We start from the raw sequence: 24,358 nt of genomic DNA on the forward strand, positions 1-24,358 counted from the left end.
CGGATAAGCTTCGGCCGGAGATACCATCGGCATTTGGTTCGGATAAGCTTCGGCCGGGGATACCATCGGCATTTGGTTCGGATAGGCTGCTGCCGGACTTACTTGAGTATTCGGAAACATGGCATTCGCGTTTGGATATGCTGCTATCGGCTCACTATAGGGCTGAGCGTAGAATGGATCTACTCCCGAATACGGAGATACCACTCCTTGGCACCCACATGGACTATACGGCGCAATTCCAGCGTGTACCGGATGATAAAACGCCGGCTCTACACTGTGCGGAAACGCCTCATTCGGCTGGTAATGGGCCGGCCCCACGTGGATAGGCTCATAAGCGACCGGATGCTCGTGATTTTCCCAATGCGGCGCATAGGCAGGGGACACACCTGTCGGATAAGCATTGGGGCCCGGTTCATACTCGGTACCCTGAACGATTCCCGGATAATACGGTGTTTTCTGCTTGTTTTCTTGCATGACGTGCTGCAGGTTTGCGTTCTCGGCATTCGGCATGTCGTGATAGGAAGCCACTTCGTGCACGGGACCCGGGTACTGAATAAAGAGGTTATGCGTAACTTCGCTATAAATGGTCTCTTTGCTGTAGGTCGGCTTCTTCTCGGCTACCGGCATCACGTTCGGTTGATTTTCCACCGCAGGCATGATATTAGGTTTGTTCTCCATGATAGGCATCACATTGGGCTGGTTTTCGGCAGCAGGCATGACGTTAGGCTGGTTTTCCGCTATGGGCATCACGTTTGGAAAGGTGTAATTCGGCGAGGTCATTTCCGGCATTTCCTGGTTCATCGACAGGTTGGGGAGCGGGGGTGGAGACGGTATGTTCGGCAGCTCGGGAAGCTGCTGCGGCAGCACCTGGGCATTGTTTTCTTCCTTATTTTCTTCCATAGGCGCGGTAAGCTCTTCTTTATTCGGCTTTTCCGCCTCTTCCGGCTTCACATTCTCCTCAATCGGTGCCGTCAGTTCTTCTTTGGGACCGGTATATGTTTTGTTGCCGGGGATCGTTTTGGCATTCGCATTCCCGTCTACACTCTCGGCTGTAACGCCACCGACTTTAGGAATGTTGACCACTTCCCCCACAAGGAGCGCGTTCGGATTTTTGAGCTGCGGGTTGGCGTCGATCATATCCTTGAGCGTCACACCCCAGGCTTTGGACAATTTCCAAAGGCTGTCTCCCTGCTTGACGACATGCTTATGGATGATTTGATCGTTGTTTGGAACCTGTATCGGTTCCGCAGGAATTTTGACTTTCTGTCCGACCGTAAGCTGGTTTGGATCGGAGATTTGCGGGTTGGCGTCGATAATTTTTTGCAAAGGAACGCCGTATTTTTTCGAAAGCTCATATAATGTGTCGCCACTTTTAACCATGTGTATTTTCACGCGGCAAATACCTCCTAAACTTCTTGTAGGCGTGGGTTCGCCTCCATTCGTTACTACATCTTATGCAGGGGATAGGCGGATGACATCCCTTTAGACAAAAAAATCCTTCCACGAAGAAGATCGTGAAAGGATTTTAGAGAAAAACAGGTCATAAAAAGGCTGTCGGAATCAGGATTCCCAAACTTTGTAACCGTCCTGCGTAACGATTTTCCGGAATTCTTCAAGAAGCTTCAAAGTGATCGGCCCAGCCTGTCCCTGTCCGATGACGCGTCCGTCGATTTCTCGGGCGGCGATGACTTCGGCAGCGGTTCCGGTAAAGAATACTTCGTCGGCAATGTACACGTCGTGCATGCTGAACGGTTCTTCCTTCAGCTTGTAGCCCAGCTTCTCACAGAGCTCGATAATCGCCATGCGCGTAATGCCTTCCAGCGCTCCAAGGTAGCAAGGAGGAGTGTAGACGACACCGTTTTTAACGAGGAAAATGTTGTCGCCCGAGCCTTCGGTCACATATCCCTGCGCATTCAGCATGATCGCCTCGTCTGCTTCCGCGAAATTCGACTGGATTTTGACCAAAATGTTGTTCAGGTAGTTCAGGGACTTAATCTTCGGATTCAGTGCATCAGGCAGGTTGCGGCGCTGCGATACCGATACCGCTCTCAGTCCGTTCAAATAGGCTTCCTCCGAATAAATCGCCAGCTGCTCCACGATAATAAGAACGGTTGGCTTCGGGCAGCGTCTCGGATCCAGGCCCAGGTTCCCCACACCGCGCGATACGATCAAACGGATATACCCGTTGCGCATATCATTCCGGCGAATCGTTTCCGCCATGGCGTCGCGCATTTCCTCGAAGGACAGCGGGATGACCAAATCGATCGATTTGGCGGAATCATACAGGCGGTCCAAGTGCTCTTTGCATTTGAAAATGTTGCCCTCATAGATTCGGATTCCTTCAAAAATGCCGTCCCCATACAGGAAGCCGTGATCAAACACCGAAACTTTCGCGTTTTCTTTCGTTACAAATTCTCCATCTAAGTAAATCCACTGTTCTGACATCTGTTACCGCACCTCCGAATTTTGTTCCTGATCCTGATAAGTGAAGCTCGGGTAAGATCCCAGCACGCGTACCTGGCAGCCCAGCGCTTCGATCTCGCCGAAGGCCGCCGTCAGCAGCACCGAGTCCACGGATTCGAGCACATCGATATAAAAGTAATAGCTTCCCAGCTTTTTCTTGGTTGGTCTGGATTCAATCCGCGACAAATTCAAACGCCTCCAAGCAAAGGCTGCAAGCACCTGATGCAGCGCTCCCGCAAAATCCTCGGGCAGCGTCACCAGCACGCTCGTTTTTTGCTGTTCAACCGGCCGGTTGAGCGGCGGAAGTTCCTCATGGCCGATCAGTACGAACCGGGTAAAATTGTTGTCATGATCGGTAATGCGTTTGGCCAGCACGTCGAGCCCGTGAGTAGCCGCTCCGAGCGTTGTGCCGATGGCGGCCCAACCTTTGCCCGGATTGGCTTTGACGATGCCTACGGCTTCGGTTGTGCTGCCTGCGTTGATCAGCTCGGCCTGCGGAGCATGCTGGCGGATAAACTGCTGGCACTGGGCCGTGGCTACAGGATGAGACAAAATTTTCTCAATCCGGCTGTAATCGATCTCCCCTGCCTCGGACATAAACTCCTGGCGGTCACCGATCAAATTCTGGATCGACGGATAGACCCACTCCACCCGCATCGGAATGTCGACTTCATTCACCAACCAGTCCATATGCAGGCTTACCGAGCCCTCAATCGTGTTCTCAATCGGAATGACGCTATAATCGGTTTTTCCCTGAGCCGTCGACAAAAATACGTCGGAAATCAGCTTATGATAGACCAGCTCCACCGGCTCATCCCCGAGCAAATACGCGACGGCCTCGTGCGACACCGACCCTTCCGGCAATAATGCAATTCGTTTCATGCGCTTACTTCCCCTTTACCATATCCATAAATGAACGGGACGGCATCCCGGAAATCTCAACGACTCCTTCCACGTCGGGAAGCAGCCATTTGGCGGATGCGTTGATGCCCTCAGCCCTCATCGTATTCAGGAGGAAGGCTTCCAGTTCGTTCTTTCTGGATTGTTGGCGGTCCACCAAAGCGAGCAGCGTAGGACCCGCACCGCTCAGCGCAACGCCAAGCGCGCCGTGATTCCCCGCTTCCTCCAAAATCCGGGTCATGCCCGGAATGAGGGGAGCCCGGTACGGCTGATGCAGACGGTCCGACATCGCATTGCCGATGAGGTCCATCCGGCAGCTGGCCAGCGCTCCGACCAAAAAGGAAGCCCGACATACATTATACACCGCATCCTTGCGGCTGATATGATCTGGTAAAACTTTCCTGGCCTCTGAAGTCTGCAGCTCAAAATCCGGGACGACGACCAGCACTTCCATATCTTCAGGCGGATCGAAGCGGATGCATTCGGCATGAACACCGTCCCAAATCGCTGTAATGATGCCGCCATACAGAGAAGCCCCGACATTATCGGGATGGTCTTCAATCCCTGTGGCCATATCAAACAACTCCGCTTTGCTCAGCGGTGACCCGATGAGTGCGTTGGCCGCAGCTAATGCCCCGACAATCGCCGTGGCGCTGCTTCCCAGCCCACGGGTCAAGGGGATATCGGAATACATGGATATTTCGAGCTCGGGCACTTGGACTCCCGCCCGCTCGAACACCTGCTGCGCGACTTGATACAAAAGATTGCTTTTATCCCGGGGAATTCCCTGCATTTCGTCTCCGTACAAATGAAATACGGTCTGCTCCGCTTCCTTCATCTCGATCCAGGCGTACAGCGACAAGGCCATGCCCAGCGTGTCAAAGCCCGGCCCGAGATTCGCGGTACTGGCAGGAATTTTCACCCGTACCCCGTCAGGCTGAATCATACCCGCTCCTCTTCCAGCTTCGCGATCGCCTCCATAACGGCTTCCTCCGTATCCGGAACGACGATAGGCTCGGCGTTGACCGTTTTCAGCGCCACGTTCGGGTCCTTCAGTCCGTTCCCGGTCAGGACGCAGACAACCGTCTCTCCACCTTTGAAAAATCCTTCGCGCTTCAGCTTGTACACCCCTGCTACCGATGCGGCGGAAGCCGGCTCGGCAAAGACGCCCTCACGTGCGGCAATGGTGCGGTATGCGCTCAGAATCTCTTCGTCAGTGACGTAATTGATCTGACCGTTGGATTCCTCCGCCGCAGCAACAGCGGTCTTCCAGCTGGCCGGGTTGCCGATCCGGATGGCAGTTGCTACCGTTTCCGGCTCGAGAATCGGCTCGCCCTTCACGATAGCCATCGCGCCTTCGGCTTCGAAGCCGACCATGCGCGGCAGCGAGGAGGCTTTGCCGGCTGCGTGGTATTCCTTGAAGCCTTTCCAGTACGCGGAGATATTGCCTGCGTTGCCTACAGGAATGGCAAGCACGTCCGGCGCTTTGCCCAGCTGGTCCACCACTTCAAATGCGGCCGTCTTTTGCCCTTCAATGCGGAAAGGGTTGACGGAGTTTACGAGCGTGATCGGATGCTTGGCTGTAATATCGCGCACGATCTCCAGAGCACGGTCAAAGTTGCCTTCAATGGCAATAACCTTGGCACCGTAAATCATAGCCTGCGCCAGCTTGCCGAGCGCAATGTTGTTGTTCGGAATGAGAACGATGCAGTTCAAGCCGCCGCGCGCCGCGTAGGCCGCCGCTGCAGCCGAGGTGTTGCCCGTGGAAGCACACATGATCGTACGGCTGCCTTCCTCCATGGCCTTGGCAACAGCCATGACCATGCCGCGGTCTTTGAACGAACCGGTCGGATTCAGCCCTTCATATTTAAAATAAAGATCGAGTCCAAGCTCCTCCGACAAATTTTCGGCACGGATCAGCGGGGTGTTGCCTTCCTTCAGCGTCAGGAGAGGCGTATTGTCGTTCACGGGTAAATATTCCTTGTACGTTTGCAGTAAACCTTGGTATGGCATCGTAAGACTCCTTTTCTGTATTCGAGGTAGTTATTTGAATGGGCGGGGTTACCCCTCAACCCGGTATACGCTCTTGATTCTGCGGATGACGTCCAGCCCTTCAAAATGCTGAAGCACCTTATCCATGCTCGCTTTGTTGGCTTGATGCGTCACGATGATGATCTCCGCTTCGGGATTGTGCTCGTTCGGCTGCTGTACAACCGACTCCAGGCTGACTCCGAATTCGGCGAACACCTGCGTAATTTTGGCGAGAACACCGGCTTTGTCGTCAACATGAAGCAGGATAAAGTTTTTGTAACTGATCTGTTCATCGGTCTTCAGCTTCTTCGGCTTGTAAGGAACGATCGCTTTCAGGCCGTTGACGCCCAGTCTAAGGTTTTTGATGACAGCCATCAGGTCGGCCACAACGGAGGTAGCCGTCGGCATTTCGCCGGCGCCGGCGCCGTAGAACATCGTCTCGCCGACCGCTTCCCCGTACACGTATACGGCATTGAAGACGCCGTTCACAGCGGCGATCGGGTGCCCTTTGCGCACCATTGTCGGCTGCACACTGATGCTGAAATGATCGTCCTGCCGGTCTGCAATGCCAAGCAGCTTCATTTCGTAGCCAAGGCGTTTGGCATACGTAATGTCTTCCTTGGTCACCTGCGAGATGCCGCGCACGCTGACGTCCTTCAGCTCGATGTTGGAGCGGAAGCCGAGCGTACCCAGAATCGCCATCTTGCGGGCGGCGTCCAATCCTTCGACATCGGAGGTCGGGTCGGATTCGGCATAACCCAGTTTTTGCGCTTCCTCCAGCACATCCTCATAGGACGCGCCTTCCTGGCTCATTTTGCTCAAAATATAGTTAGTGGTACCGTTCACGATCCCCATGATCTTCAAGATGCGGTCCGAAGAAAATCCTTCGATCAGCGTCCGGATAATCGGAATGCCTCCCGCCACACTCGCCTCGTAGAAAACGTCGCACTGCTTCTCCTGAGCCTTGGCCAAAATCTCCGCTCCGTGCAGCGCCATCAGGTCCTTGTTGGCCGTGACAATATGTTTGCCTCGCTCCAGCGCCTCCAAAATGTAGGACTTCGTCTCATCAATACCGCCCATCACTTCGACGATGACGTCGATTTCCGGGTCACGGATCACATCCCACGGATCTTCCGTCAATTTGCCTTGATCAACGGCCACACTGCGCGTTTTCCCGGAGTTCTTCACCGCGATCTTTTCGATGATGACCGGAGAGCCCACCTGGCTGCTCAAATCCTCCTGATGGCCTTCCACGATCCTGACGACCCCCGTACCGACCGTGCCCAGACCCAACAATCCAACTTTAACCGGCTTCATTCTCATACCTCCCGTGAATCTCCAAATAAACATTCTTTGTCTTCTGTGACACCAGGCACGGACTTACCCCTGTCCGATCAAATTCGCCCGCTTGACTCCCGCTACGTCGCGCATGCCTTCCAGCATGTCCCCAAGCTCGTCGCCAAGCCGCGTCACTTCGACGGATATCACCACGTTCGCCATCCCCTGCAAAGGAATACTCTGGTGGATCGTCAGCACGTTTCCGCCATAACCGGCCACCGTGCTCAGCACTTTCGACAACATGCCCGCCCGGTGCTCCATATCGATGGAAATCGTCACGATCCGCTCGCGCTCCAACTGGTTGATCAGGTGGATTCCGTCTTTGTATTTATAAAAAGCGCTGCGGCTCAGCCCGACTTGTTCCACGGCTTCATGAACCGTCTTCGCGTCCCCGGCCGCTAGCAGCTGTTTCACCTGCATCGTCTTGACAACGGCTTCCGGCAAAATGTCTTCCCGGACCAAATAATAGCGTTCTTTCACGAACGTCCTCTCCTCAAAGACTGATGTATTCATATAGTGGACATTATATAGGAACCCTTGCCTGACGGTCAATAGTCCGACGCCTTTTTAATCTCCATCATACAAAAAAATGCCCGCCATGTAACGTAAAATGTCAGAAACAAAAGGGGCAGCAACAAAAAACCGGACGCCGTATACGAAATATACGGTGTCCGGTTTTTGTATGTTTAATAGTAGCTGCTGCCTTCTACAAACTCGAATTCAAAATCGCCGATTCTCACAATGGTGCCCTCAACGGCACCGCGTTTGCGAAGCTCATCGTCGATCCCCATATGGCGCATCGTCCGCGCAAGTTTCAGAATCGCTTCATGCGAGTTCATCTGCATGCGTTTGAGCAGGCGCTCAATTTTGACGCTGTGGACCACATAAGCCTCGTTGTCTCTCGTAATTGTGAACGAGTTGTCCTCGGTCTTATCCAGCTTGTACACTTTTCTTTCGGTGATTTCGGGTACTTCTTCCAGCGCGGCTTCCACAGGAATCTGGTCCAGCAGATCCGCCGCACGGTAGAGCAGCTCCTGAACACCCTGCCGGGTCAGCGAGGAGATCGGCATGATCTCCAGGTCAGGTCGGTCCTTGCCGACTTTTTCACGGAATTCGGCCAGGTTGTCCTCCGCTTCCGGCATATCCATTTTGTTCGCTGCTACGATCTGCGGCCGCTCGGCCAGGGTGGCGTTGTACAGCTTCAGCTCGTCGTTGATTTTGACCCAGTCCTCGTATGGATCCCGTCCTTCGGATCCCGCCATATCCACCACATGGATAATGACGCGGGTCCGCTCCACGTGGCGGAGAAACTCATGCCCGAGGCCGACCCCTTCATGAGCACCCTCGATCAATCCCGGCAGATCGGCCATGACGAAGCTCCGGCCTTCCGCGACCTCCACGACACCGAGGTTCGGCGTAATCGTCGTAAAGTGGTACGCCCCGATTTTCGGTCTCGCACCGGAAACGACCGACAAGAGCGTGGACTTCCCAACGCTCGGGAAGCCGACCAGACCGACGTCGGCCATCACTTTCAGCTCCATCACCACATACCGTTCCTGGCCTTCCTCCCCGTGCTCGGCGAGCTCGGGAGCCGGGTTGTTCGGGGTGGCAAAACGGATGTTGCCTCTACCGCCGCGGCCGCCTTTGGCAACAACCACCTGCTGTCCATGATGCGTCAAGTCGGCAATGACTTCGCCCGTATCATCGTCAATCAGCACGGTACCCGGCGGAATACGGACGATCATGTCCTCTGCCCCTGCGCCATGCTGGCTCTTGTTGCGGCCCTTCTCGCCGCGTTTGGCTTTGAAATGGCGCTGGTATCTGAAATCCATCAGCGTGCGCAGACCTTCGTCCACACGGAAGATGACATCTCCGCCCCTGCCGCCGTCACCGCCGGCAGGCCCGCCTTCCGGCACGTATTTCTCCCGGCGGAAAGCCACCAGGCCGTCACCACCGTCGCCGCCTTTGACATAGACTTTCGCTTTATCTACAAACATGACTTCACCTTCCTCATGCTCCACACGGCACGCGCAATTCAAATGAAGCCTGAGTCGGATCGATCTGCTCTGCTTTCATTTTCTTGCCTAGTACCACATTATAAATTTGCTGCCGAAGCAGTTCCGGGTCCCCAAGGGAACCTTCTTCCTCAAATCTTACGATCAGCTCCGAGCCTTCCTCATAAAGGCTCAGAAACAGTTTGCGGGACTCGCCCCGCGAAGAATTGCTGCTGTATTGATATGCCCGGATCGTTTGGATGACGGCCAAGGCCAGATTGGCCCCTTCTTCCTGGCTGAGGTTGTTGATCAACGTCATCTGGTCATCCACGTGAACGTCCAGCTCCAAATTGCTGCTGGTACTGCGAAAAGACTGAAGGTAGAAAATAAGCGAAGGAATGCCCAGCTTGGCTATTTTGCTTTCGACAGCCATCTGTTCCTTTATTCTTTCCACACATTGAACCGCTTTATCACTTTTTCCGAGCTTGATATAACCATACAAAATTTGCAAATCGTTCATCCAGTCATGGCGGTGATGGTTGAGCGTACGGATGGCCGTCTGCTCCAAACTGCGGACTACGGCATCATGATGACGCGAAGTACTCCGGCGAATCTGCGCATATCCGAGAAAAAGCACCGCTAATATCCACAGCGGAAGGATCATGTACCAAATCCATGAACCGCCACGGTATATAAATACTAACGGAATCACGATTGAAATGACCGCAGCGGCCATTATGCTCTTCCCAAATTTCATAGCACTCCCCGTCCCCGTCCCACACATGAGATAGTTAACATCATTGCCCAGTATACCATAATTGTCCAGTTATGTTCATATCAATAATAGACGGCCTACAAAATAACCCCACCAAGTGGGGCTTTTGCTCCAACGCATATTCAGCTGATTTGCAGGGGGGGACTCCCAAGAATATGCTTTAATTCAAAAAGAGCCCCCGGCAAGCATTGCCGGAGGCTTCTTGTTCATTCTGCGTTCGCAGACAATTAAGCTTCTACTGCTGCCGCTACAGGAGCGACATCCACAGGATAAACGCTCACTTTCTTGCGGTCGCGGCCCCAACGTTCGAATTTCACAACGCCGTCCACTTTAGCAAACAGAGTGTCGTCTTTGCCGATGCCCACGTTCGTACCAGGATGAATTTTCGTTCCGCGTTGGCGAACCAAGATGCTTCCGCCAGTAACGGTTTGGCCGTCAGCACGCTTAACGCCGAGACGTTTCGCTTGGCTGTCGCGTCCGTTCTTTGTGGAACCAACACCTTTTTTCGAAGCGAACAATTGAAGATTCAGCTTTAACATGTTGTCTCCTCCTTCTGTTAGTAATGTACTTCTTGTATTTGAATATACTTCCCGTATGATTCTGCTATGGACTTCAGCATAACCACCATCGATTCCAGCAGCAACTGAACCTGTTCGTGCACGCCTGATTCCTCCATCGAAGGAACGTCCGCGCTCAGAAAACCGTTGTTCATTCTGCTGTCCATGACCGTTCCGGTTAATGCTTCCACCGAATTGACCGTTCCCACCGTGACCGCCGATACTCCGGCGCATACGATGTCTTCTCCGGCCTTCGCGTAGTTCGCATGCCCCTTCACTTCAAAGCCACAAATCTTGCCGTCTTCCCGGCGTAATATCCGTACGTTAATCAATTAGCGCACCTTCTTACGCTTGGATCTTCTCGATCGTAACTTTTGTGTATGGCTGACGATGACCTTGCTTCTTGTGGTAGTTCTTCTTAGGTTTGTATTTGTATACAACAACCTTCTGGCCCTTACCATGCTTCTCAACTTTAGCGGTTACGGATGCGCCGGCTACGACTGGAGTTCCTGCCACCAGACCGTTGTCACCGGATACGGCCAATACACGGTCGAAAGTTACACTTTCGCCATCGGCTGCGTTCAGCTTCTCGATGAACAATACGTCGCCCTCTTGAACTTTGTATTGTTTACCGCCTGTCTCGATAATTGCGTACATTTGCTTGCACCTCCTCATGTCTCAGACTCGCCTAATCCAGGTGGCCTGCCGTCTTCAACAGCGGCACTTGTAAACCCGACCGGAGCGGTTACAGCATGTGACAAGCAATAAATACTGGACACATACTCATAGATATTAACATATCCGTCCATCATAAGTCAATGCGCGCTCAGAAGGTTTATTTTCCCCGTTCCGCCGCATACTTCGCATGATTTGGAAAACATGACAGCCGTGTCCTCTCTTACTTTCTTCCGCGTAAGCTCCAGCAAGCCAAGCTTGCTCCAGCCGACGACATGGCTCTTAGTCCGGTCCCGGCTCATGCCCGCCTCCAGCCGGTTGACAACCTCCTGCCGGTTCTTCTCCTCTTCCATATCGATAAAATCGACGATAATGATGCCGCCGATGTCGCGGAGACGGATCAGCCGGGCGATTTCTTCAGCCGCCTGCAGATTGGTCTTCGTGACCGTCTCTTCCAAATTGCCGCCGCCGGTATATTTCGCCGTATTGACGTCGACCACCGTCAGCGCCTCGGTCTGATCCAGCACGATCGTGCCTCCGCTCTCCAGCGTCACCCTGCGCGCAAAATCCCGCTCCAGCTGCTCTTGAACGCCATGGGCCCTAAAAATGTGCTCGTGGCCCTGGTGCATTCGAACGGGCCGGTGTCCGCCGTGGGCGATCTCCTCCAGAAACAGCTCGGCTTCTCTCGCTTCCGGCCTGCTATCAATCCAGAGCTCGTCCTGCTCCGGATCGAACACGTCGCGGATAAACCGCTGCACGATGCTGAGATCCCGGTGCAGCAGGCACGGTGCCGCGCAGGCGTCGGCTTTCTCCTGAATGCTTATCCACCGCTCCCGCAGCGCGTTCAAATCCCCTTCGATGGCATCCGGATGCTCATCCTCGGAGACGGTCCGCATGATGACGCCCTCTCCGCTCCTCCGGAGGGAATCGCCCAGCACCTTCAGCCGGTTCCGGTCATGCTCCCGGTATACCTTCTTAGAGACGGCCACATAATCCGCATGCGGCATATACACGATCCATCTGCCCGGAAGCGAATAATGCGTCGTCACCCTCGGGCCTTTGCCGCCAAGCGGCTCCTTCATCACCTGGACGACGATTTCCTGCCCGACGCGCAGCAGCGATTCGATATTCGGCTTGTCCTTCGGCTGCTTCTCCAAATGCGGATGCAGCACGTCGTCCACGTATAAAAAGGCGTTTTTTTTCTGGCCGATATCCACAAACGCGGCCTGCATGCCGGGCAATACGTTGACGACACGCCCTTTGTAAAAGCTCCCGACCAGACTGTGCCCCTGGCTCCGCTCGGCAGCGAATTCCACCAGCTTGCCTTCCTCCAAGAGCGCCATCTGGGTCAGCTTCGGTTCGATGTGAACGATCATTTGTTTCATGGCTTCACCCCTGCCAGAAGACATATCTTTTTCATTGTACCATGAAATCTCCTTTAAATTAGCTCCATCCCTGAGTTAGGAGCAGCCCGCATTCACACCTTTTTCACGTTCGTTGTTCCTTGCGTATTTATATCCACGAAGTACGATCTGTCGCAAAATAAGCAGAAATAATGCGCTGCTCGGGAAGCACGGCAATGATTTTTCCGCGCTCGTTCATCACATAAATAAGATGGTATTTCTCTCTTTTTAATAGACGCAGGATACTGTCCAAATGTTTCGCCGGATCGGCAACGATGGGCTGCGCGAGTTCCCCGTCCGCTCTGGATCGGGTGTACATCGATTCACGGTGCATGAGAAATCTTGTAAATCGGTAAGGCAGGTTCCGGTAGTCGACCCAGTTCGAGTACAGCAGAAATATACCGATCAGCAGCAGGTTGAGCTGAACGCTGCCCTTCCCTTGAAAAAGCGGTGCCAGCGCGCATATAATGACGATCATGCTCGCCCCAACGCTGATCCTCGAGGACCACAGAAGCGTACGGTGATAGGGGAAAAATAAGCTGGCAGCCGACTGTAATATTTTGCCTCCATCAAGGGGTAAAATCGGCAGCAGATTAAACAATGCAATCATCGCGTTGCCATAAATTACATAAGACAGAAAGGCGCCATCCCCCCAGCCGGCCAGACGGAGGAGCAGCGCGAACAGGATCATCATTCCGTTTTGCAAAGGCCCCGCTGCCGCGATGACGATTTCCTTCCACGCGGACAGCCTGCCCTGATCTTCGATTTCCACCACCCCGCCGAACGGGAGGAACTGAATCGAACGGATGCGAACGCCGTACATCAGCGCAGCCCCGGCATGTCCCAGCTCATGAATGAATACGATGACGAACAGCGTAATTAGCTCGAGGAAATGCCCGGTAACGACCGAAAACAGCATCAGGATCACGAAAAACGGGTGCAGCGACAGGGTCATTCCGCGAACGTTAATCAATCGGGATCACATCGGCCGGATCCACATAATGGCCCCCTTCTTTGACCGCAAAAAACAGGGTCGGCGTCTCACCGTCACTCCCCTGTCCGAGCGACCCGACCGGGTCTCCGGCCTCAACCCAATCGTTCTTCTGCAGCTGCGTCTCCTGCAAATGGCTGTATGTCGCAACCAGGCCGCCGGAGTGCTGGATGGTCACCGAGAATCCGGTTTCCGGCGAATCCGACACTTCCATGACACGTCCCGTTTCTACACTTTTCACCTGAAGCGCCGTGCTTGAAACCTCATCCGGAGCAATTTCCACTCCTTTCAGGTTGACGGCGAAGGCCTGTACGATTTTCCCTTCGATCGGGGGCACCATCGATTTGGATGCATCGACTTTCAATGGGGACACCGGATCCTGTTTGAAAATAGGGATAAAAGAGGGAGCTTTCCCGAAGTATGTTTCATACCAGGCTTCTGCAGCCTGAAAATCCATTTCCCGGTTCAGCGATTGAACGACAAAGCTCTGCACTTTGCCGCTCCACGGCTGGTTGATCGGAAAGTGGAACACGCCCCACACTCCCGCAAACACGATGGCGCTGAAAAACAGGCGCCACATGAAGCCGGAAACAAAGTGGTGCTTTCTATGAAAGGGGCCCCCGGCCTGATAACGTTCCTTTTTCCACTGCTTCTCCGGATCGGGCTCGGGCACGTAGCTTTCGGGCAGTTTGCCCCGGCTCCACAGCCTTGGCTCGTCCTGTACAGGCAATGGTGAGGGCTGCGAGGGCGGCTGGATCGGCATCGTTTTTGACAAATCGTCTCTGGTCAGCAGATCGCGGATCCGTTCTTCTCTCCGCTGTTTGATGGAAGATTTCATGTCCACTTGTTCTCATCCCCTTTTCGAGGCTTGTTTTATACCAGTTTATGTGGGAAAGTCCCGTTTTTAGAACAAGCCTGTTCCACCATGTGATTCCATAGCATTGGCTATTGGCGTTTCAGGATCCTTGCTACTCCAATGCCTATTCACACAGTTACAGAGCACAAAAAAGCAGCCCCGGGACATTCCCGAAGCTGCTTTTGCTTCCATTTCTCACACCTTCTGAATTTTAGGCGGGACCGGGGCGGCGCCCGACGACTTCCGTTTGCTCAGGTCCAGCTTCTTCTGCAGATAGCCCAGCACGATGTCTGCCACAATCGCCAGCAGCGCCGCAGGGATGGCACCGGCAAAAATCCGCAGCGAGTTGTTGCTGTTCAGGCCCGCATAAATTTCCCGCCCCAGACCACTGCCGCCGACCAATGGCGCAATCGTCACGACACCGATCGCAATAACGGCAGCGATGCGGATCCCTGACATCAGGTAGGTCAGCGCCAAAGGGAACCGGACTTTATAGAGGAGCTGAAACGGACTCATGCCGATGCCTCTGCCGGATTCCATATAGCTCGGGTCCACCTGCTTGAGCCCGACGTACGTATTACGGACGATCGGGTTGAGCGAATACAGGAACAAACCGACCATCACCGTCTTCATACCCAGGCCGAGCCACAGCATCAGGATGACGAGCATCGCCAGGCTGGGGATGACCTGCAGAATGTTGGTGATGAACAGAATGACCTTCGCCGCCCAGCGGCTTCTGGAGCACAAAATACCGAGCGGTACCCCGATGACGATCGCAAGCCCCAACCCGATCACCACCATCAAAATATGCTGGATGAAATACTCCCATAATAGCCCGCTGTTCCGCGAGACATAAGATACGAAATCCATAAACGTTAGCTTCTTCTCGTCCATGCTAAACCTCCTCTAGCTCTTGATCAAACCTTTCTCCTTCAAATAGGCAATCGCGACTTCCCGCTCGCTTTTCTTCTCGATATCCACCTGGTAGTTCAGCGAAATCATCGTGTCGGCATCGATATGCCCGATTAACGGAGCAATGGCGTCTTTGATTTCAGGATGCATTTGGAGGATGTCCGTCCGGATCACCGGACTCGCGTCGTACGGAGGGAAGAACTGCTTGTCATCCTTCAGCGTCTGCAGCTGATAGGCTTTCAAGCGGGAATCCGTGGAATAAGCAAGCACGATATCGACCTGACGGTTCGCCACCGCGCTGTACACGAGGCTGATCTCCATCGGGAACACCTGCCCGAAATTGATGCCATAAGCCTTGGAAAAGGCCGGGTAACCGTCCGCTTCCCGTTCCAGCCACGTCGTATCAACGCCGAGCTTCATGGACGCCATATCTTTTTTGACATCCGAAATCTTCTGGTAGCCCTTCGAATCGGCGAGATCCTTACGGACCGTAAAGGCATACGTATTTTCAAAGCCTAACGGATCCAGCCAGGTAAAATGAAAGTACTTGTCAAACCCAGCCTTGGCTTCTTCGAGCACCTTCGCCCGGTCCTTGGTCTCGCTGATCGGAAAATGGTTGTTGAAAATTTCGCCCGTATAGAGCGTGGACATTTGGATGTCGTTTCTTTTCATCGAATTGATGACGATCGAGCTTGAAGCCAGGTCGGGAATGATGCCGACGCTGACGTTGGTTTTATCTTCAATCAAGGCCTTGTACATTTCGGCCAAAATTTTCGTTTCGGTGTAGGTTTGGGTTCCGATGACCACATCCTGCTGGATCCCGCAGGCCGAAGTGATGCCTGTTAGAAGGATGGCACAGCACAAAAATAACGACAATTTGAACGTTTTCAGTTTCATCACGCCTCCTCGGATCAGTCTAAAGGGCTTCGTCAGCCTTGTCATACGGCAGCACTCCGGGTTTGACGGTAGCGCCGGGTCAGCCAGCCTTCCAGCAGCCCCAGCAGGCCATCGGCCACCAGAGCCAGCACAACTGCGCCGATGCCACCGATAAAGATCATTTCCGGCTTGTTAACGCCAAGTCCCGAAACGATCAGCTGCCCGAGTCCGCCTGCCCCGATCAGGGAAGCAAGCGTCGCCCAGCTGATGATATACACCGTCGTGATCCGTATGCCAGACATGATATAAGGAAGCGATAAGGGAAGCTGGATTTTCAGAATCGTCTGGGCTGCACTGTATCCCATGCCTTTGGCGGAATTCAGCACGCCTTTATCCACCGACTGGAATCCGTCGTACGTGTTCCGCAGAATCGGCATGAGGGAATACAGCAGCAGCGCCAAAATCGCCGGCTTCACGCCGATGCCAAGCAGCGGAATCAGAATGGCCAGCAGCGCCAGGCTCGGGATCGTCTGGAACAGGTTCGCGATAAAAAATACGACGCTGTTGATCCAGCCGACCCGGTTGTATACCAGCAAAATGCCGACAGGGACCGCAACGATCGTCCCGAGGATCACCGCGGAAAAGGAGATGGTCAGATGCTGCCGGAGGGCCAGCAGGATATCCGGGTACCTTTCGGTGATAAAGCTCCAAAATTCATTCACACCGGCTCCCCCTCTCCGGCAGGCTGCGGAGGAGCGAGGTTCGGATACACCTCGGCCAGATGCTTGACGACACTGCCCCGGGTTACCAGTCCCAGGAACCGGTTATTTCCGTCGACCACAGGGATATTGCTCAGCTGGTGGCTGTCCATGAGCTCAATGGCCTGGGGAAGCGTACTCCCCGAAGATACCGAGAAGCGGACTGGGACCATGACGTCGGCAACCGTTTTGCCCTCTTCCCCGTACATGTCCAGCACCCGGTAAATCGAGACCGCACCCTGCAGCTGCTTGTTCCGGTCCACGATAAACAGGGAGTCTACACGCTTGGACTCCATCATTTTGATCGCTTCCGCCAAGCCTCGATTCGGGAATGCCGTCACGGGATTCGTAATCATAACGTCGTCGACGAGCGGAATTTCATAGGAAAGCTCGCTTTCGCTCTGCAGCCGTTTCGAGCCGATAAAGTTGCGGACGAAGTCATTCGCCGGATGGCGCAGAATCGCCTCGGGCTTCCCGGTCTGCACGATTTGCCCGTCCTTCATCAGCACGATCGTGTCCGCGATTTTGATCGCTTCGTCCATATCATGTGTCACGAAAATGATCGTTTTGCTCAGCTCCTGCTGCAGCCGGATAAGTTCATCCTGCAGCTGCTCCCGGCTGATCGGGTCCAGCGCCGAGAAAGGCTCGTCCATCAGGATGATATCCTGGTCGGCCGCCAGCGCCCGGATTACCCCGACCCGCTGCTGCTGCCCGCCGCTGAGCTCGGAAGGATAACGGTTCCGGTATATGGTATGGTCGAGACCAACCAGGTCGAGCAGTTCGTTCACTTTCCGGTCGGTTTTCTCTTTATCCCACTTTTTCAAATGAGGGACGACCGCCACGTTTTTGGCGATATTCATATGAGGGAACAAGCCTACACTCTGAATAACATATCCGATGTTCCGGCGCAGTTCCACCGGGTTGAGCCCGGAGATGTCTTTTCCGTCGATCAGTACTTTTCCTGAGGAAGGGGTGTTCAGGGCATTGATCAGCTTCATGGTCGTCGATTTGCCGCAGCCGCTGGGGCCAATCAAGACTGTAATTTCCCCCTTCTTAAACTCCAGGTTGATGTCCTTGAGGGCATGAAACCCGTCATCATACACTTTGTTTACATGATCCAGTACAATCATTCAATCGCTCCTTTAGCCAGCTGTATTCATAGTATGTGGAGCATTTCGCATATCATCCGCCATCCGGCGCAAAGACATGGTCCGTCCGCAAATGGGAGCGGGCTCATCAAACATGGCTTCAATCTTCAAGTATCCGAGCTTGTTTCATAAGATAGGCTCACGGGCCTGTTATGTAGTGGAAAAGCGGTTTTCCTAACGGGGAGTTAAAGGAATCATCCATATACGGCGTGAACGTTGCCATATGCAACGAATGGATGAAGCTAAGCATCCGTGCATCCTTAGTTTCTCGCGTTCAACAGACATGCCAAACTGCAAATAGACAAGCCTAACTCTTTTGGACCTGGACGGAAGATTGGCGAAATGCGACTGTGGATCCGATTCCAAGTAACAATTTGGGACCTCCTGCCTGGCTGGCTCACAGCAGGTTTTAGTTTATTACCCATTCTGCTGCAAAATGAAACAGGTGGGGGGCTTTTTTAAAAAAAAGAAAATGCAGCCACTGCACCACCGTCTCCCGATCCCGTATGAAACGTCCGCCGTACTATTTTTTCGTTCCCCGGGTCCAGAATCCCCCATGCAGCATGACAGGCTCGGTGACGACAATGAATGCCTTCGGGTCAAGCTCCAGTATGGAGTTGTAGAGCTTCTTCTGGTTTTTCCGTTTGGCAAGCACTTCGAAGACCAGACGATGGCCGTCGCGGCCGCTGCCGATCCAGGAGGTGACGCCATACCCGATGTTGCGCAGCGTGTTGGCCATATCGCTCCCGGGATCATTGACGATGACCTTCATCGTAATATAGCCGAGCGCAATCCGGTTTTCGATCCACGAGCCCACCAGAACGCCAAGGCCGTAGCCCACGGCATACACGATCAGGGACAGCGGCTGATTGACATACTTCAGCACGATGCTGAGTCCGAGCACATAAATCGTAATTTCAAACATGCTGAGCACCGCGGCCAAATACTTTTGGCCTTTCAACGTCAGGATCATGCGCAGCGTAAAGAAAGAGACGTACACGATTTGGATGACGAAAATAAAAATCAGTATTCCGAGCATAGTAAGCACCCCTTGTCTATTCTCAGGTTGTCTTTGTAGTAACTTAACCCAATTCGCCAAGCCTCTATTCACGCCCGGGATGGATGATTGAAAGGAAATGGCCTATACATCAAGGGGATTTGGACGAAATGATGCGGAGCTCAAACGCAAAAAAAAGGATGAAGCCGCTTGGCTCCATCCCTTCTCTGTTTAGAATAATCATCGTATAAAAGAATCCGGTCAACCCATTCCGAACAGCTTTTTGAACCGGGTGAACATGCTTTTCTTCTGGTCCAGCTGCATCAGCGGCACCGTATCGCCCAGGATGCGCCGCGCAATGTTGCGGTACGCGATCGCGGCCCGCGATTCCGGGTTCATCACCGTGGGTTCCCCGCTGTTGGCTGCCTTGATGACGTACTCGTCATCAGGCACGATCCCGATCAGATCGATGTTGAGCACCTGGAGCACATCCTCTATGTCGAGCATGTCTCCGGATTTGACCATATTCGGCCGAATCCGGTTCACGACCAGCTTGGGCGACTCCACGGCAGAGCTCTCCAGCAGCCCGATAATACGGTCGGCGTCGCGAACCGCGGCGTTCTCCGGCGTGGTAACGACGATCGCCTTGTCCGCTCCGGCAATCGCGTTCTTAAATCCCTGCTCGATGCCGGCAGGACAGTCGATAATAACATATTCGTACTCTTTCTTCAGCTCAAGAATAATATCCTTGACCTGCTCCGGCGACACCGCGTTTTTGTCCTTGGTCTGGGCGGCCGGAAGCATATACAGCTCGTCAAAGCGCTTATCTTTCACCAGCGCCTGGTTCAATCGGCAGCGCCCTTCCGCCACATCGCATAAATCGTAAATGATCCGGTTCTCCAGGCCCATCACGACGTCCAAATTGCGCAGGCCGATGTCGGTATCGACCAGGCACACTTTTTTGCCAAGCAGCGCAAGCGCGGTTCCGATGTTCGCCGATGTGGTCGTTTTGCCCACACCGCCTTTACCGGAAGTAACGACGATAGCTTCTCCCATGTGTTACACCCCTTTAAACACGTTAAAATCCCGCCGTATCCGGACAATATTGCTAATTTTATCGATTTGCATGGCTCCGTCGCGCAAAAACGCAAACTCCATGCTCGTCTCCCGAATGTTCCATTCGTCCGGAGGCCGGCTGATTCTTTCGGCAATCCGGAGCTGGGTGGGGGCAAAATAGGAGGCTGCAATGATCGCTTCCTCATTTCCCTCAACGCCTGCATGGGCCATTCCACGCAGAGCCCCCAATATATAAATATCACCCGTGCACAGAATGCTTCCGCCCGGGTTCACGTCGCCCAGGAACAGCAGGTCCCCGTGATGATGCAGCACCTGGCCCGATCGGACCATTCCGCTCATGACCGCATAGGCCGGCTCTTTCCCGGGTTCGTTTTCCCCCTCAGGCATCTCCACGGAACGGATCAGCAAATTTCCCTTTTGCTTCAAGATGTCCAGCATGGATTGTTTCTGGTCTTCCGATATACGCCTTGACCCAAGCTTTACGTCTACATGAATAATCGGTCCGGTCAAAATATTTTGATGAGTATGCTCCAGCTTATACCTCAGCTCACCCAGCAGTTCCTCAAATTCACATTCGTCATCGAGCAGGAAAACCAGGCCATCTTTGATGCCCTTAATCGTCACATGATTCGATTTGACTGCCATGCCTGTCCCTCCCATCTCTATACATTTCGTTCCCGGATGCATAAGTTCCTGCCTGATTATGCAAATTGTAAGGGCGGTTTACGCCGCCTTTTCCATTTTTGCGCGTTTACCAAGCTTCTCGAGCTGCTTGCGCAGCGGAACATAAATGATTAACCCGAAAACGAAATGAACGACCAGATCGGGCAGAATATGGTGCAGCAGGTTCCAGTTATACGGAACGGCCGTGAGCGAGAACACCCGGTAGATCCCGTACAGCAGGCTGTCAAACAGCAGGCTTCCCAAAATGATGACCGTCATCATAACAGGCATTTGGGCGCGCGGCATCCGAAAAATAAAGCCCATAATATAAGCCGTAACCCCCATAACAAAGGAATACGTGCCAATCATATCCCCGTAAAAGACGACGTCATGCAGCATGCCGAATATGATCCCGAGAACGAGCGCGGTATGACGGTGATGATATACCGAAACAAATAACAGGACGATAAAGACCAGATTCGGCGAAATGACGTTCTGCCAGGAGCCCGGCAGCAGCCAGGGAACGACCGTCCCTTCGAGAAGAAAAAGGACGAACAGCAGCAGGATCAGCACTTGCTTGCGGACCATTATTGCGGTACCTCCGGCTGCGATACGACGAAGAGCAGCTTCCAGTCCTGGAACTCCGCCGCAGGCTTGATTGTCGCCGTCTTCGTTTTCCCGAACGGACTGACCTGTACTTTTTCGACTGTTCCGATAATAAGACCTTGCGGATACTTGCTCGGGTCTCCTGCGGAAACGATGGTATCCTTTTCCTTGATCGGATCGTCCTCTTTGATCTGAGTCATCTGCAGGGTCTTGCTAACCTCGTCGTAACTTTCGATAATTCCGAACACGTTATGATTATTTAGTGCCGTCGCCGAAATGCCGTTAGAATTCGGGTCCTTCGCATCCATCGTCGTAATCAGTTTGACGGTCGACGTGAAGTTGCTGACATGGCTGATCACTCCGACAAGGCCCTCGCTCGAAATGACGGACTGGCCGACCTTGATGCCGTCCCGCTCGCCCAGATCAATGACCAGGGAGCGGTTTACCGTATCCGAGTTGACGCTAACGACTTGGGTAATATGATAAGTATAATTGTTTTGCTCTTTCTGGGCATTCGTAAAATGCAGCGCTTCTTCCAGATCCTTATTTCGCTTGTCCATAAGATTATATTGGACTTTATCGCGCGTATAATGGGCAAGAGCAATTTTGAGCTCCTCGTTTTCTTTGTAAATGTCCCGCATATTGGCAATATCTTTAAACAAGCCCGCTATGTAACCAGCGGGCTTATAAAAGATATTTTGGGCAAATCCGACCGTATCCCTCAGAAACTTCTCGGGCCAGGATAACGAGGCCCGGGGCCCCAACGTAAATCCCATGAGCGCAATAAACATAACCAAACCAATCAGTATGACAAACAATCGCTTATTACCGAGCAGTTTAAACAGTTCTAACACCCTCTAACTTACTGATTTCTCTCCCATGATCAGGGGTGACCCGCTATATAACTGCCTAGCGTTTGGAACGCACGGCCGAACTGCTGCGGGATTTGAATAGATGAATGTTCTCTAGCGCTTTGCCTGTACCGATGGCGACACAGTCCAGCGGATTGTCCGCCACGATGACCGGCATACCGGTTTCTTGTGCGAGCAGCTTGTCCAAGTTGCGCAGCAGGGCTCCGCCTCCGGTCAGGACGATACCGCGGTCCATAATGTCGGCGGCAAGCTCCGGCGGACACTTCTCCAGCGTTACCTTCACCGCTTCAACGATCGCATTGACCGTGTCAGACAGAGCTTCGCTGATCTCGTCGGATGTGATGGTAATCGTCTTCGGCAAGCCGGTTACGAGGTCACGCCCGCGGATTTCGCTCGTTTCCACCTGTTCCAGCGGCAGCGCAGAGCCCACTTCCATTTTCAGCTGCTCCGAAGTCCGTTCCCCGATCATTAAATTGTATTGCCGTTTAATATATTGAATGATAGATTCGTCCATTTCGTCGCCGGCCACTCTGACCGAACGGCTCGTAACGATACCGCCCAGGGAAATAACCGCAACTTCAGTTGTACCCCCGCCGATGTCAACGACCATGCTGCCTGTCGGCTCCCATACCGGAAGGTCTGCACCGATGGCTGCCGCAAACGGCTCTTCGATGGTGTAAGCCTCACGCGCACCCGCCTGCTTGGTGGCATCTTCAACCGCCCGCTGCTCTACCGCAGTAATGCCCGAAGGTACACAAACCATCACGTTCGGATGGCGCTGGAACATAGAGCGCTGCTTTTGCGCCTGACGGATAAAATATTTAATCATAGTGGCCGTCGTGTCAAAATCAGCGATAACCCCGTCCTTCATCGGACGGATGGCACGGATATTCCCCGGCGTGCGGCCGATCATTTTCTTGGCGGATTCACCAACGGCTTCAATGCTCTTCGTATCGGTGCGCAAAGCGACTACCGAGGGCTCCCTAACGACAATTCCTTTTCCACGGACATAAACGAGCGTATTCGCCGTCCCCAAGTCAATACCCAAATCTTTCGTGAAGCTCCCAAACATGCTGTAATCTCCCTTTCTTCGTCAATCTCAACTATTATATTACATCAAGCCTTGCTCCTTCAAACTGACGTATCCTCCATCGCCGATGATCAAATGATCCAACACCTCTATGCCCACAATGTCTCCTGCCTCCTTCAACCGGGCGGTCAGGGAAATATCTTCTGGACTAGGGGTGGGATCTCCACTGGGATGATTGTGTGCACAAACGACGGATGCGCTGCTGCATTTAATGGCTGCGCGAAACACCTCGCGAGGGTGCACGATGGAGGCGTTCAGACTGCCGATCGAAAGCGTCTCTTGAGCAATAATGTGATTTTTCGTATTCAAAAACAAACAGACAAAATGTTCTTTTTGCAAATACCGCAGCTGCTCTGAGAGCACGTTTGCGGCATCCTTCGGGCTCCGTATCGTAACGGGCTCCTCTTTGCGAGCTCTGGACAAACGCTGTCCGAGCTCGATTCCGGCTTTGAGCTGCAGCGCCTTCGCGCTGCCGATGCCCCGAATAGACATCAGCTCCTCGACGCTCAGGTCGACCAGATTTCGCAAACTGCCGACTTGCTTCAGTATCCGCTGAGCCAAATGTACGGCTGACTCCTGGCGGGTTCCCGTCCGAAGCAAAATAGCAAGCAGTTCGGCATGGCTTAAAGCACTCGCCCCATATTCAAGCATGCGTTCTCTCGGGCGTTCTTCATGGGGGATGTCGCGCAGCAGATAAGTTTGCGACTCCATAAGTTCCCCTTCTTTCCCTTCATTCAAATAACATCCGCAAGTTTTACAAAACGTCGATTCCGAACTCGCCCAGCATGTCCGAAAGCAGGGACAGCGGCAGTCCGACCACGTTAAAATAGCATCCTTCGATCCGTTCGACGATCGTTGACCCGAGTCCCTGGATCGCATAGGCGCCCGCTTTGTCATCAGGCTCTCCGCTCATGGCGTAAGCCTCTACCTGGCGCCCGGTGAGCGGCTTCATCGTCACCGACGTCACACGATGGCGAACCATCGTCTTGCCGTTCATAACATCGATGACGGCGACTCCCGTATATACCTCGTGGGTCCGGCCTTGCAGCGATGTCAGCATGCGAACCGCATCCTGCTTGTCGACCGGCTTGCCCAGCACCTGATTGTCCAGCACAACAACCGTATCACTGCCGACGATCACGGCATCCTCCTTATCATCATGAAGCGAGGCATGAACGGCTTCCGCTTTGCGTAAGGCCAGTCCTTCCACGACCTGCTGCGGTGTCCAATCTTCGGGTGTATGTTCTTCAGCGTGACTGGGACGGATCTCAAACGGAATATGTAGAGAAGCGATCAGCTCCTGCCTTCTCGGTGAAGTTGATGCCAGAATAATGCGGCGTGAATGGTTTGATTTCAATGAAAGGATCTCCTTTGTC

27 protein-coding genes and 1 other annotated feature are annotated in these 24,358 nt (G+C 53.4%); all 27 genes read right to left on the reverse strand.

Going from position 1 to position 24,358, the window contains the following annotated elements; translation table 11 throughout:
* A partial coding sequence (locus tag IAE55_RS25840) for a LysM peptidoglycan-binding domain-containing protein (RefSeq protein WP_200634282.1) occupies positions 1 to 1,392 on the reverse strand: 1,392 nt, incomplete at its 3' end.
* 168 nt (positions 1,393 to 1,560) lie between these two features.
* Positions 1,561 to 2,445 carry a branched-chain-amino-acid transaminase gene (gene ilvE / locus IAE55_RS25845; RefSeq protein ID WP_145163051.1) on the reverse strand — a complete coding sequence of 295 codons (885 nt, stop codon included), beginning with the start codon at positions 2,443 to 2,445 and terminating at the stop codon, positions 1,561 to 1,563.
* A 3-nt stretch (positions 2,446 to 2,448) separates the two neighbouring features.
* Entirely contained in the window at positions 2,449 to 3,345 is an 897-nt protein-coding gene (gene pheA / locus IAE55_RS25850) for a prephenate dehydratase (protein WP_145029081.1), read from the reverse strand.
* Positions 3,346 to 3,349: 4 nt separating this feature from the next.
* Complete coding sequence (gene thrB / locus IAE55_RS25855) at positions 3,350 to 4,309, reverse strand: homoserine kinase (protein ID WP_200634283.1); 960 nt, start codon at positions 4,307 to 4,309, stop codon at positions 3,350 to 3,352.
* Positions 4,306 to 5,376, reverse strand: coding sequence for a threonine synthase (gene thrC, locus IAE55_RS25860; protein ID WP_076174432.1), 1,071 nt, complete (start codon positions 5,374 to 5,376; stop codon positions 4,306 to 4,308). The genes thrB and thrC overlap by 4 nt, the downstream gene beginning before the upstream one ends.
* 48 nt (positions 5,377 to 5,424) lie before the next feature.
* Positions 5,425 to 6,711, reverse strand: a complete 1,287-nt coding sequence (locus tag IAE55_RS25865) for a homoserine dehydrogenase (RefSeq protein ID WP_200634284.1) — start codon at positions 6,709 to 6,711, stop codon at positions 5,425 to 5,427.
* Positions 6,712 to 6,774: 63 nt separating this feature from the next.
* Positions 6,775 to 7,212 (reverse strand): ACT domain-containing protein, encoded by a 438-nt coding sequence (locus IAE55_RS25870; RefSeq protein WP_076174428.1) that lies wholly within the window; start codon positions 7,210 to 7,212, stop codon positions 6,775 to 6,777.
* A gap of 206 nt (positions 7,213 to 7,418) precedes the next feature.
* Positions 7,419 to 8,729 (reverse strand): GTPase ObgE, encoded by a 1,311-nt coding sequence (gene obgE, locus IAE55_RS25875; RefSeq protein WP_105446177.1) that lies wholly within the window; start codon positions 8,727 to 8,729, stop codon positions 7,419 to 7,421.
* Between the two features lie 13 nt (positions 8,730 to 8,742).
* Positions 8,743 to 9,483: a Spo0B domain-containing protein gene (locus tag IAE55_RS25880; protein WP_200634285.1), complete on the reverse strand. Its 741-nt coding sequence runs from the start codon at positions 9,481 to 9,483 to the stop codon at positions 8,743 to 8,745.
* Positions 9,484 to 9,728: 245 nt separating this feature from the next.
* Positions 9,729 to 10,040 carry a 50S ribosomal protein L27 gene (rpmA, locus tag IAE55_RS25885; RefSeq protein ID WP_076174421.1) on the reverse strand — a complete coding sequence of 104 codons (312 nt, stop codon included), beginning with the start codon at positions 10,038 to 10,040 and terminating at the stop codon, positions 9,729 to 9,731.
* Between the two features lie 17 nt (positions 10,041 to 10,057).
* Positions 10,058 to 10,390, reverse strand: coding sequence for a ribosomal-processing cysteine protease Prp (locus IAE55_RS25890; protein WP_200634286.1), 333 nt, complete (start codon positions 10,388 to 10,390; stop codon positions 10,058 to 10,060).
* Positions 10,391 to 10,403: 13 nt separating this feature from the next.
* Positions 10,404 to 10,715 (reverse strand): 50S ribosomal protein L21, encoded by a 312-nt coding sequence (gene rplU, locus IAE55_RS25895; RefSeq protein WP_076174416.1) that lies wholly within the window; start codon positions 10,713 to 10,715, stop codon positions 10,404 to 10,406.
* Between the two features lie 13 nt (positions 10,716 to 10,728).
* Positions 10,729 to 10,815 (reverse strand) — a sequence feature (ribosomal protein L21 leader region).
* Between the two features lie 58 nt (positions 10,816 to 10,873).
* A complete protein-coding gene (locus IAE55_RS25900; RefSeq protein ID WP_145163060.1) occupies positions 10,874 to 12,118 on the reverse strand; it encodes an Rne/Rng family ribonuclease in 1,245 nt (414 codons plus the stop codon).
* Between the two features lie 127 nt (positions 12,119 to 12,245).
* Positions 12,246 to 13,109, reverse strand: a complete 864-nt coding sequence (locus IAE55_RS25905; RefSeq protein WP_200634287.1) for a M50 family metallopeptidase — start codon at positions 13,107 to 13,109, stop codon at positions 12,246 to 12,248.
* The gene (locus IAE55_RS25910; RefSeq protein WP_234489882.1) at positions 13,102 to 13,965 is read right to left on the reverse strand and encodes a M23 family metallopeptidase; all 864 of its coding nucleotides are present in this window, start codon (positions 13,963 to 13,965) and stop codon (positions 13,102 to 13,104) included. Before IAE55_RS25910 ends, IAE55_RS25905 begins: the two co-directional genes overlap by 8 nt.
* 213 nt (positions 13,966 to 14,178) lie before the next feature.
* The gene (locus IAE55_RS25915) at positions 14,179 to 14,877 is read right to left on the reverse strand and encodes an ABC transporter permease (protein ID WP_076174406.1); all 699 of its coding nucleotides are present in this window, start codon (positions 14,875 to 14,877) and stop codon (positions 14,179 to 14,181) included.
* Between the two features lie 12 nt (positions 14,878 to 14,889).
* Positions 14,890 to 15,792: a glycine betaine ABC transporter substrate-binding protein gene (locus IAE55_RS25920; RefSeq protein ID WP_145163066.1), complete on the reverse strand. Its 903-nt coding sequence runs from the start codon at positions 15,790 to 15,792 to the stop codon at positions 14,890 to 14,892.
* A gap of 41 nt (positions 15,793 to 15,833) precedes the next feature.
* Positions 15,834 to 16,493: an ABC transporter permease gene (locus IAE55_RS25925; protein ID WP_105446171.1), complete on the reverse strand. Its 660-nt coding sequence runs from the start codon at positions 16,491 to 16,493 to the stop codon at positions 15,834 to 15,836.
* Positions 16,490 to 17,659, reverse strand: a complete 1,170-nt coding sequence (locus tag IAE55_RS25930; protein WP_200634289.1) for an ABC transporter ATP-binding protein — start codon at positions 17,657 to 17,659, stop codon at positions 16,490 to 16,492. The genes IAE55_RS25925 and IAE55_RS25930 overlap by 4 nt, the downstream gene beginning before the upstream one ends.
* A gap of 541 nt (positions 17,660 to 18,200) precedes the next feature.
* On the reverse strand, positions 18,201 to 18,716 hold the full coding sequence (locus tag IAE55_RS25935; protein WP_076174398.1) for a DUF2179 domain-containing protein: 516 nt from the start codon (positions 18,714 to 18,716) through the stop codon (positions 18,201 to 18,203).
* A 219-nt stretch (positions 18,717 to 18,935) separates the two neighbouring features.
* Positions 18,936 to 19,730 (reverse strand): septum site-determining protein MinD, encoded by a 795-nt coding sequence (gene minD / locus IAE55_RS25940; protein ID WP_076174396.1) that lies wholly within the window; start codon positions 19,728 to 19,730, stop codon positions 18,936 to 18,938.
* Positions 19,731 to 19,733: 3 nt separating this feature from the next.
* The gene (minC, locus tag IAE55_RS25945) at positions 19,734 to 20,396 is read right to left on the reverse strand and encodes a septum site-determining protein MinC (protein WP_076174394.1); all 663 of its coding nucleotides are present in this window, start codon (positions 20,394 to 20,396) and stop codon (positions 19,734 to 19,736) included.
* A gap of 78 nt (positions 20,397 to 20,474) precedes the next feature.
* Positions 20,475 to 21,005: a rod shape-determining protein MreD gene (gene mreD / locus IAE55_RS25950; protein WP_374954763.1), complete on the reverse strand. Its 531-nt coding sequence runs from the start codon at positions 21,003 to 21,005 to the stop codon at positions 20,475 to 20,477.
* Positions 21,002 to 21,874: a rod shape-determining protein MreC gene (mreC, locus tag IAE55_RS25955; protein ID WP_076174390.1), complete on the reverse strand. Its 873-nt coding sequence runs from the start codon at positions 21,872 to 21,874 to the stop codon at positions 21,002 to 21,004. The genes mreD and mreC overlap by 4 nt, the downstream gene beginning before the upstream one ends.
* Positions 21,875 to 21,929: 55 nt before the next feature.
* Entirely contained in the window at positions 21,930 to 22,964 is a 1,035-nt protein-coding gene (locus tag IAE55_RS25960) for a rod shape-determining protein (protein ID WP_105446167.1), read from the reverse strand.
* Positions 22,965 to 23,003: 39 nt separating this feature from the next.
* The gene (gene radC / locus IAE55_RS25965) at positions 23,004 to 23,693 is read right to left on the reverse strand and encodes a RadC family protein (RefSeq protein ID WP_076174385.1); all 690 of its coding nucleotides are present in this window, start codon (positions 23,691 to 23,693) and stop codon (positions 23,004 to 23,006) included.
* 43 nt (positions 23,694 to 23,736) lie between these two features.
* The gene (locus IAE55_RS25970) at positions 23,737 to 24,339 is read right to left on the reverse strand and encodes a Maf family protein (RefSeq protein ID WP_105446166.1); all 603 of its coding nucleotides are present in this window, start codon (positions 24,337 to 24,339) and stop codon (positions 23,737 to 23,739) included.
* Positions 24,340 to 24,358 lie beyond the last annotated feature (19 nt).

The sequence above is a fragment of the Paenibacillus sp. S28 genome (assembly GCF_016624415.1).
GTDB classification, from domain to species: Bacteria; Bacillota; Bacilli; order Paenibacillales; family Paenibacillaceae; genus Paenibacillus_AQ; species Paenibacillus_AQ favisporus.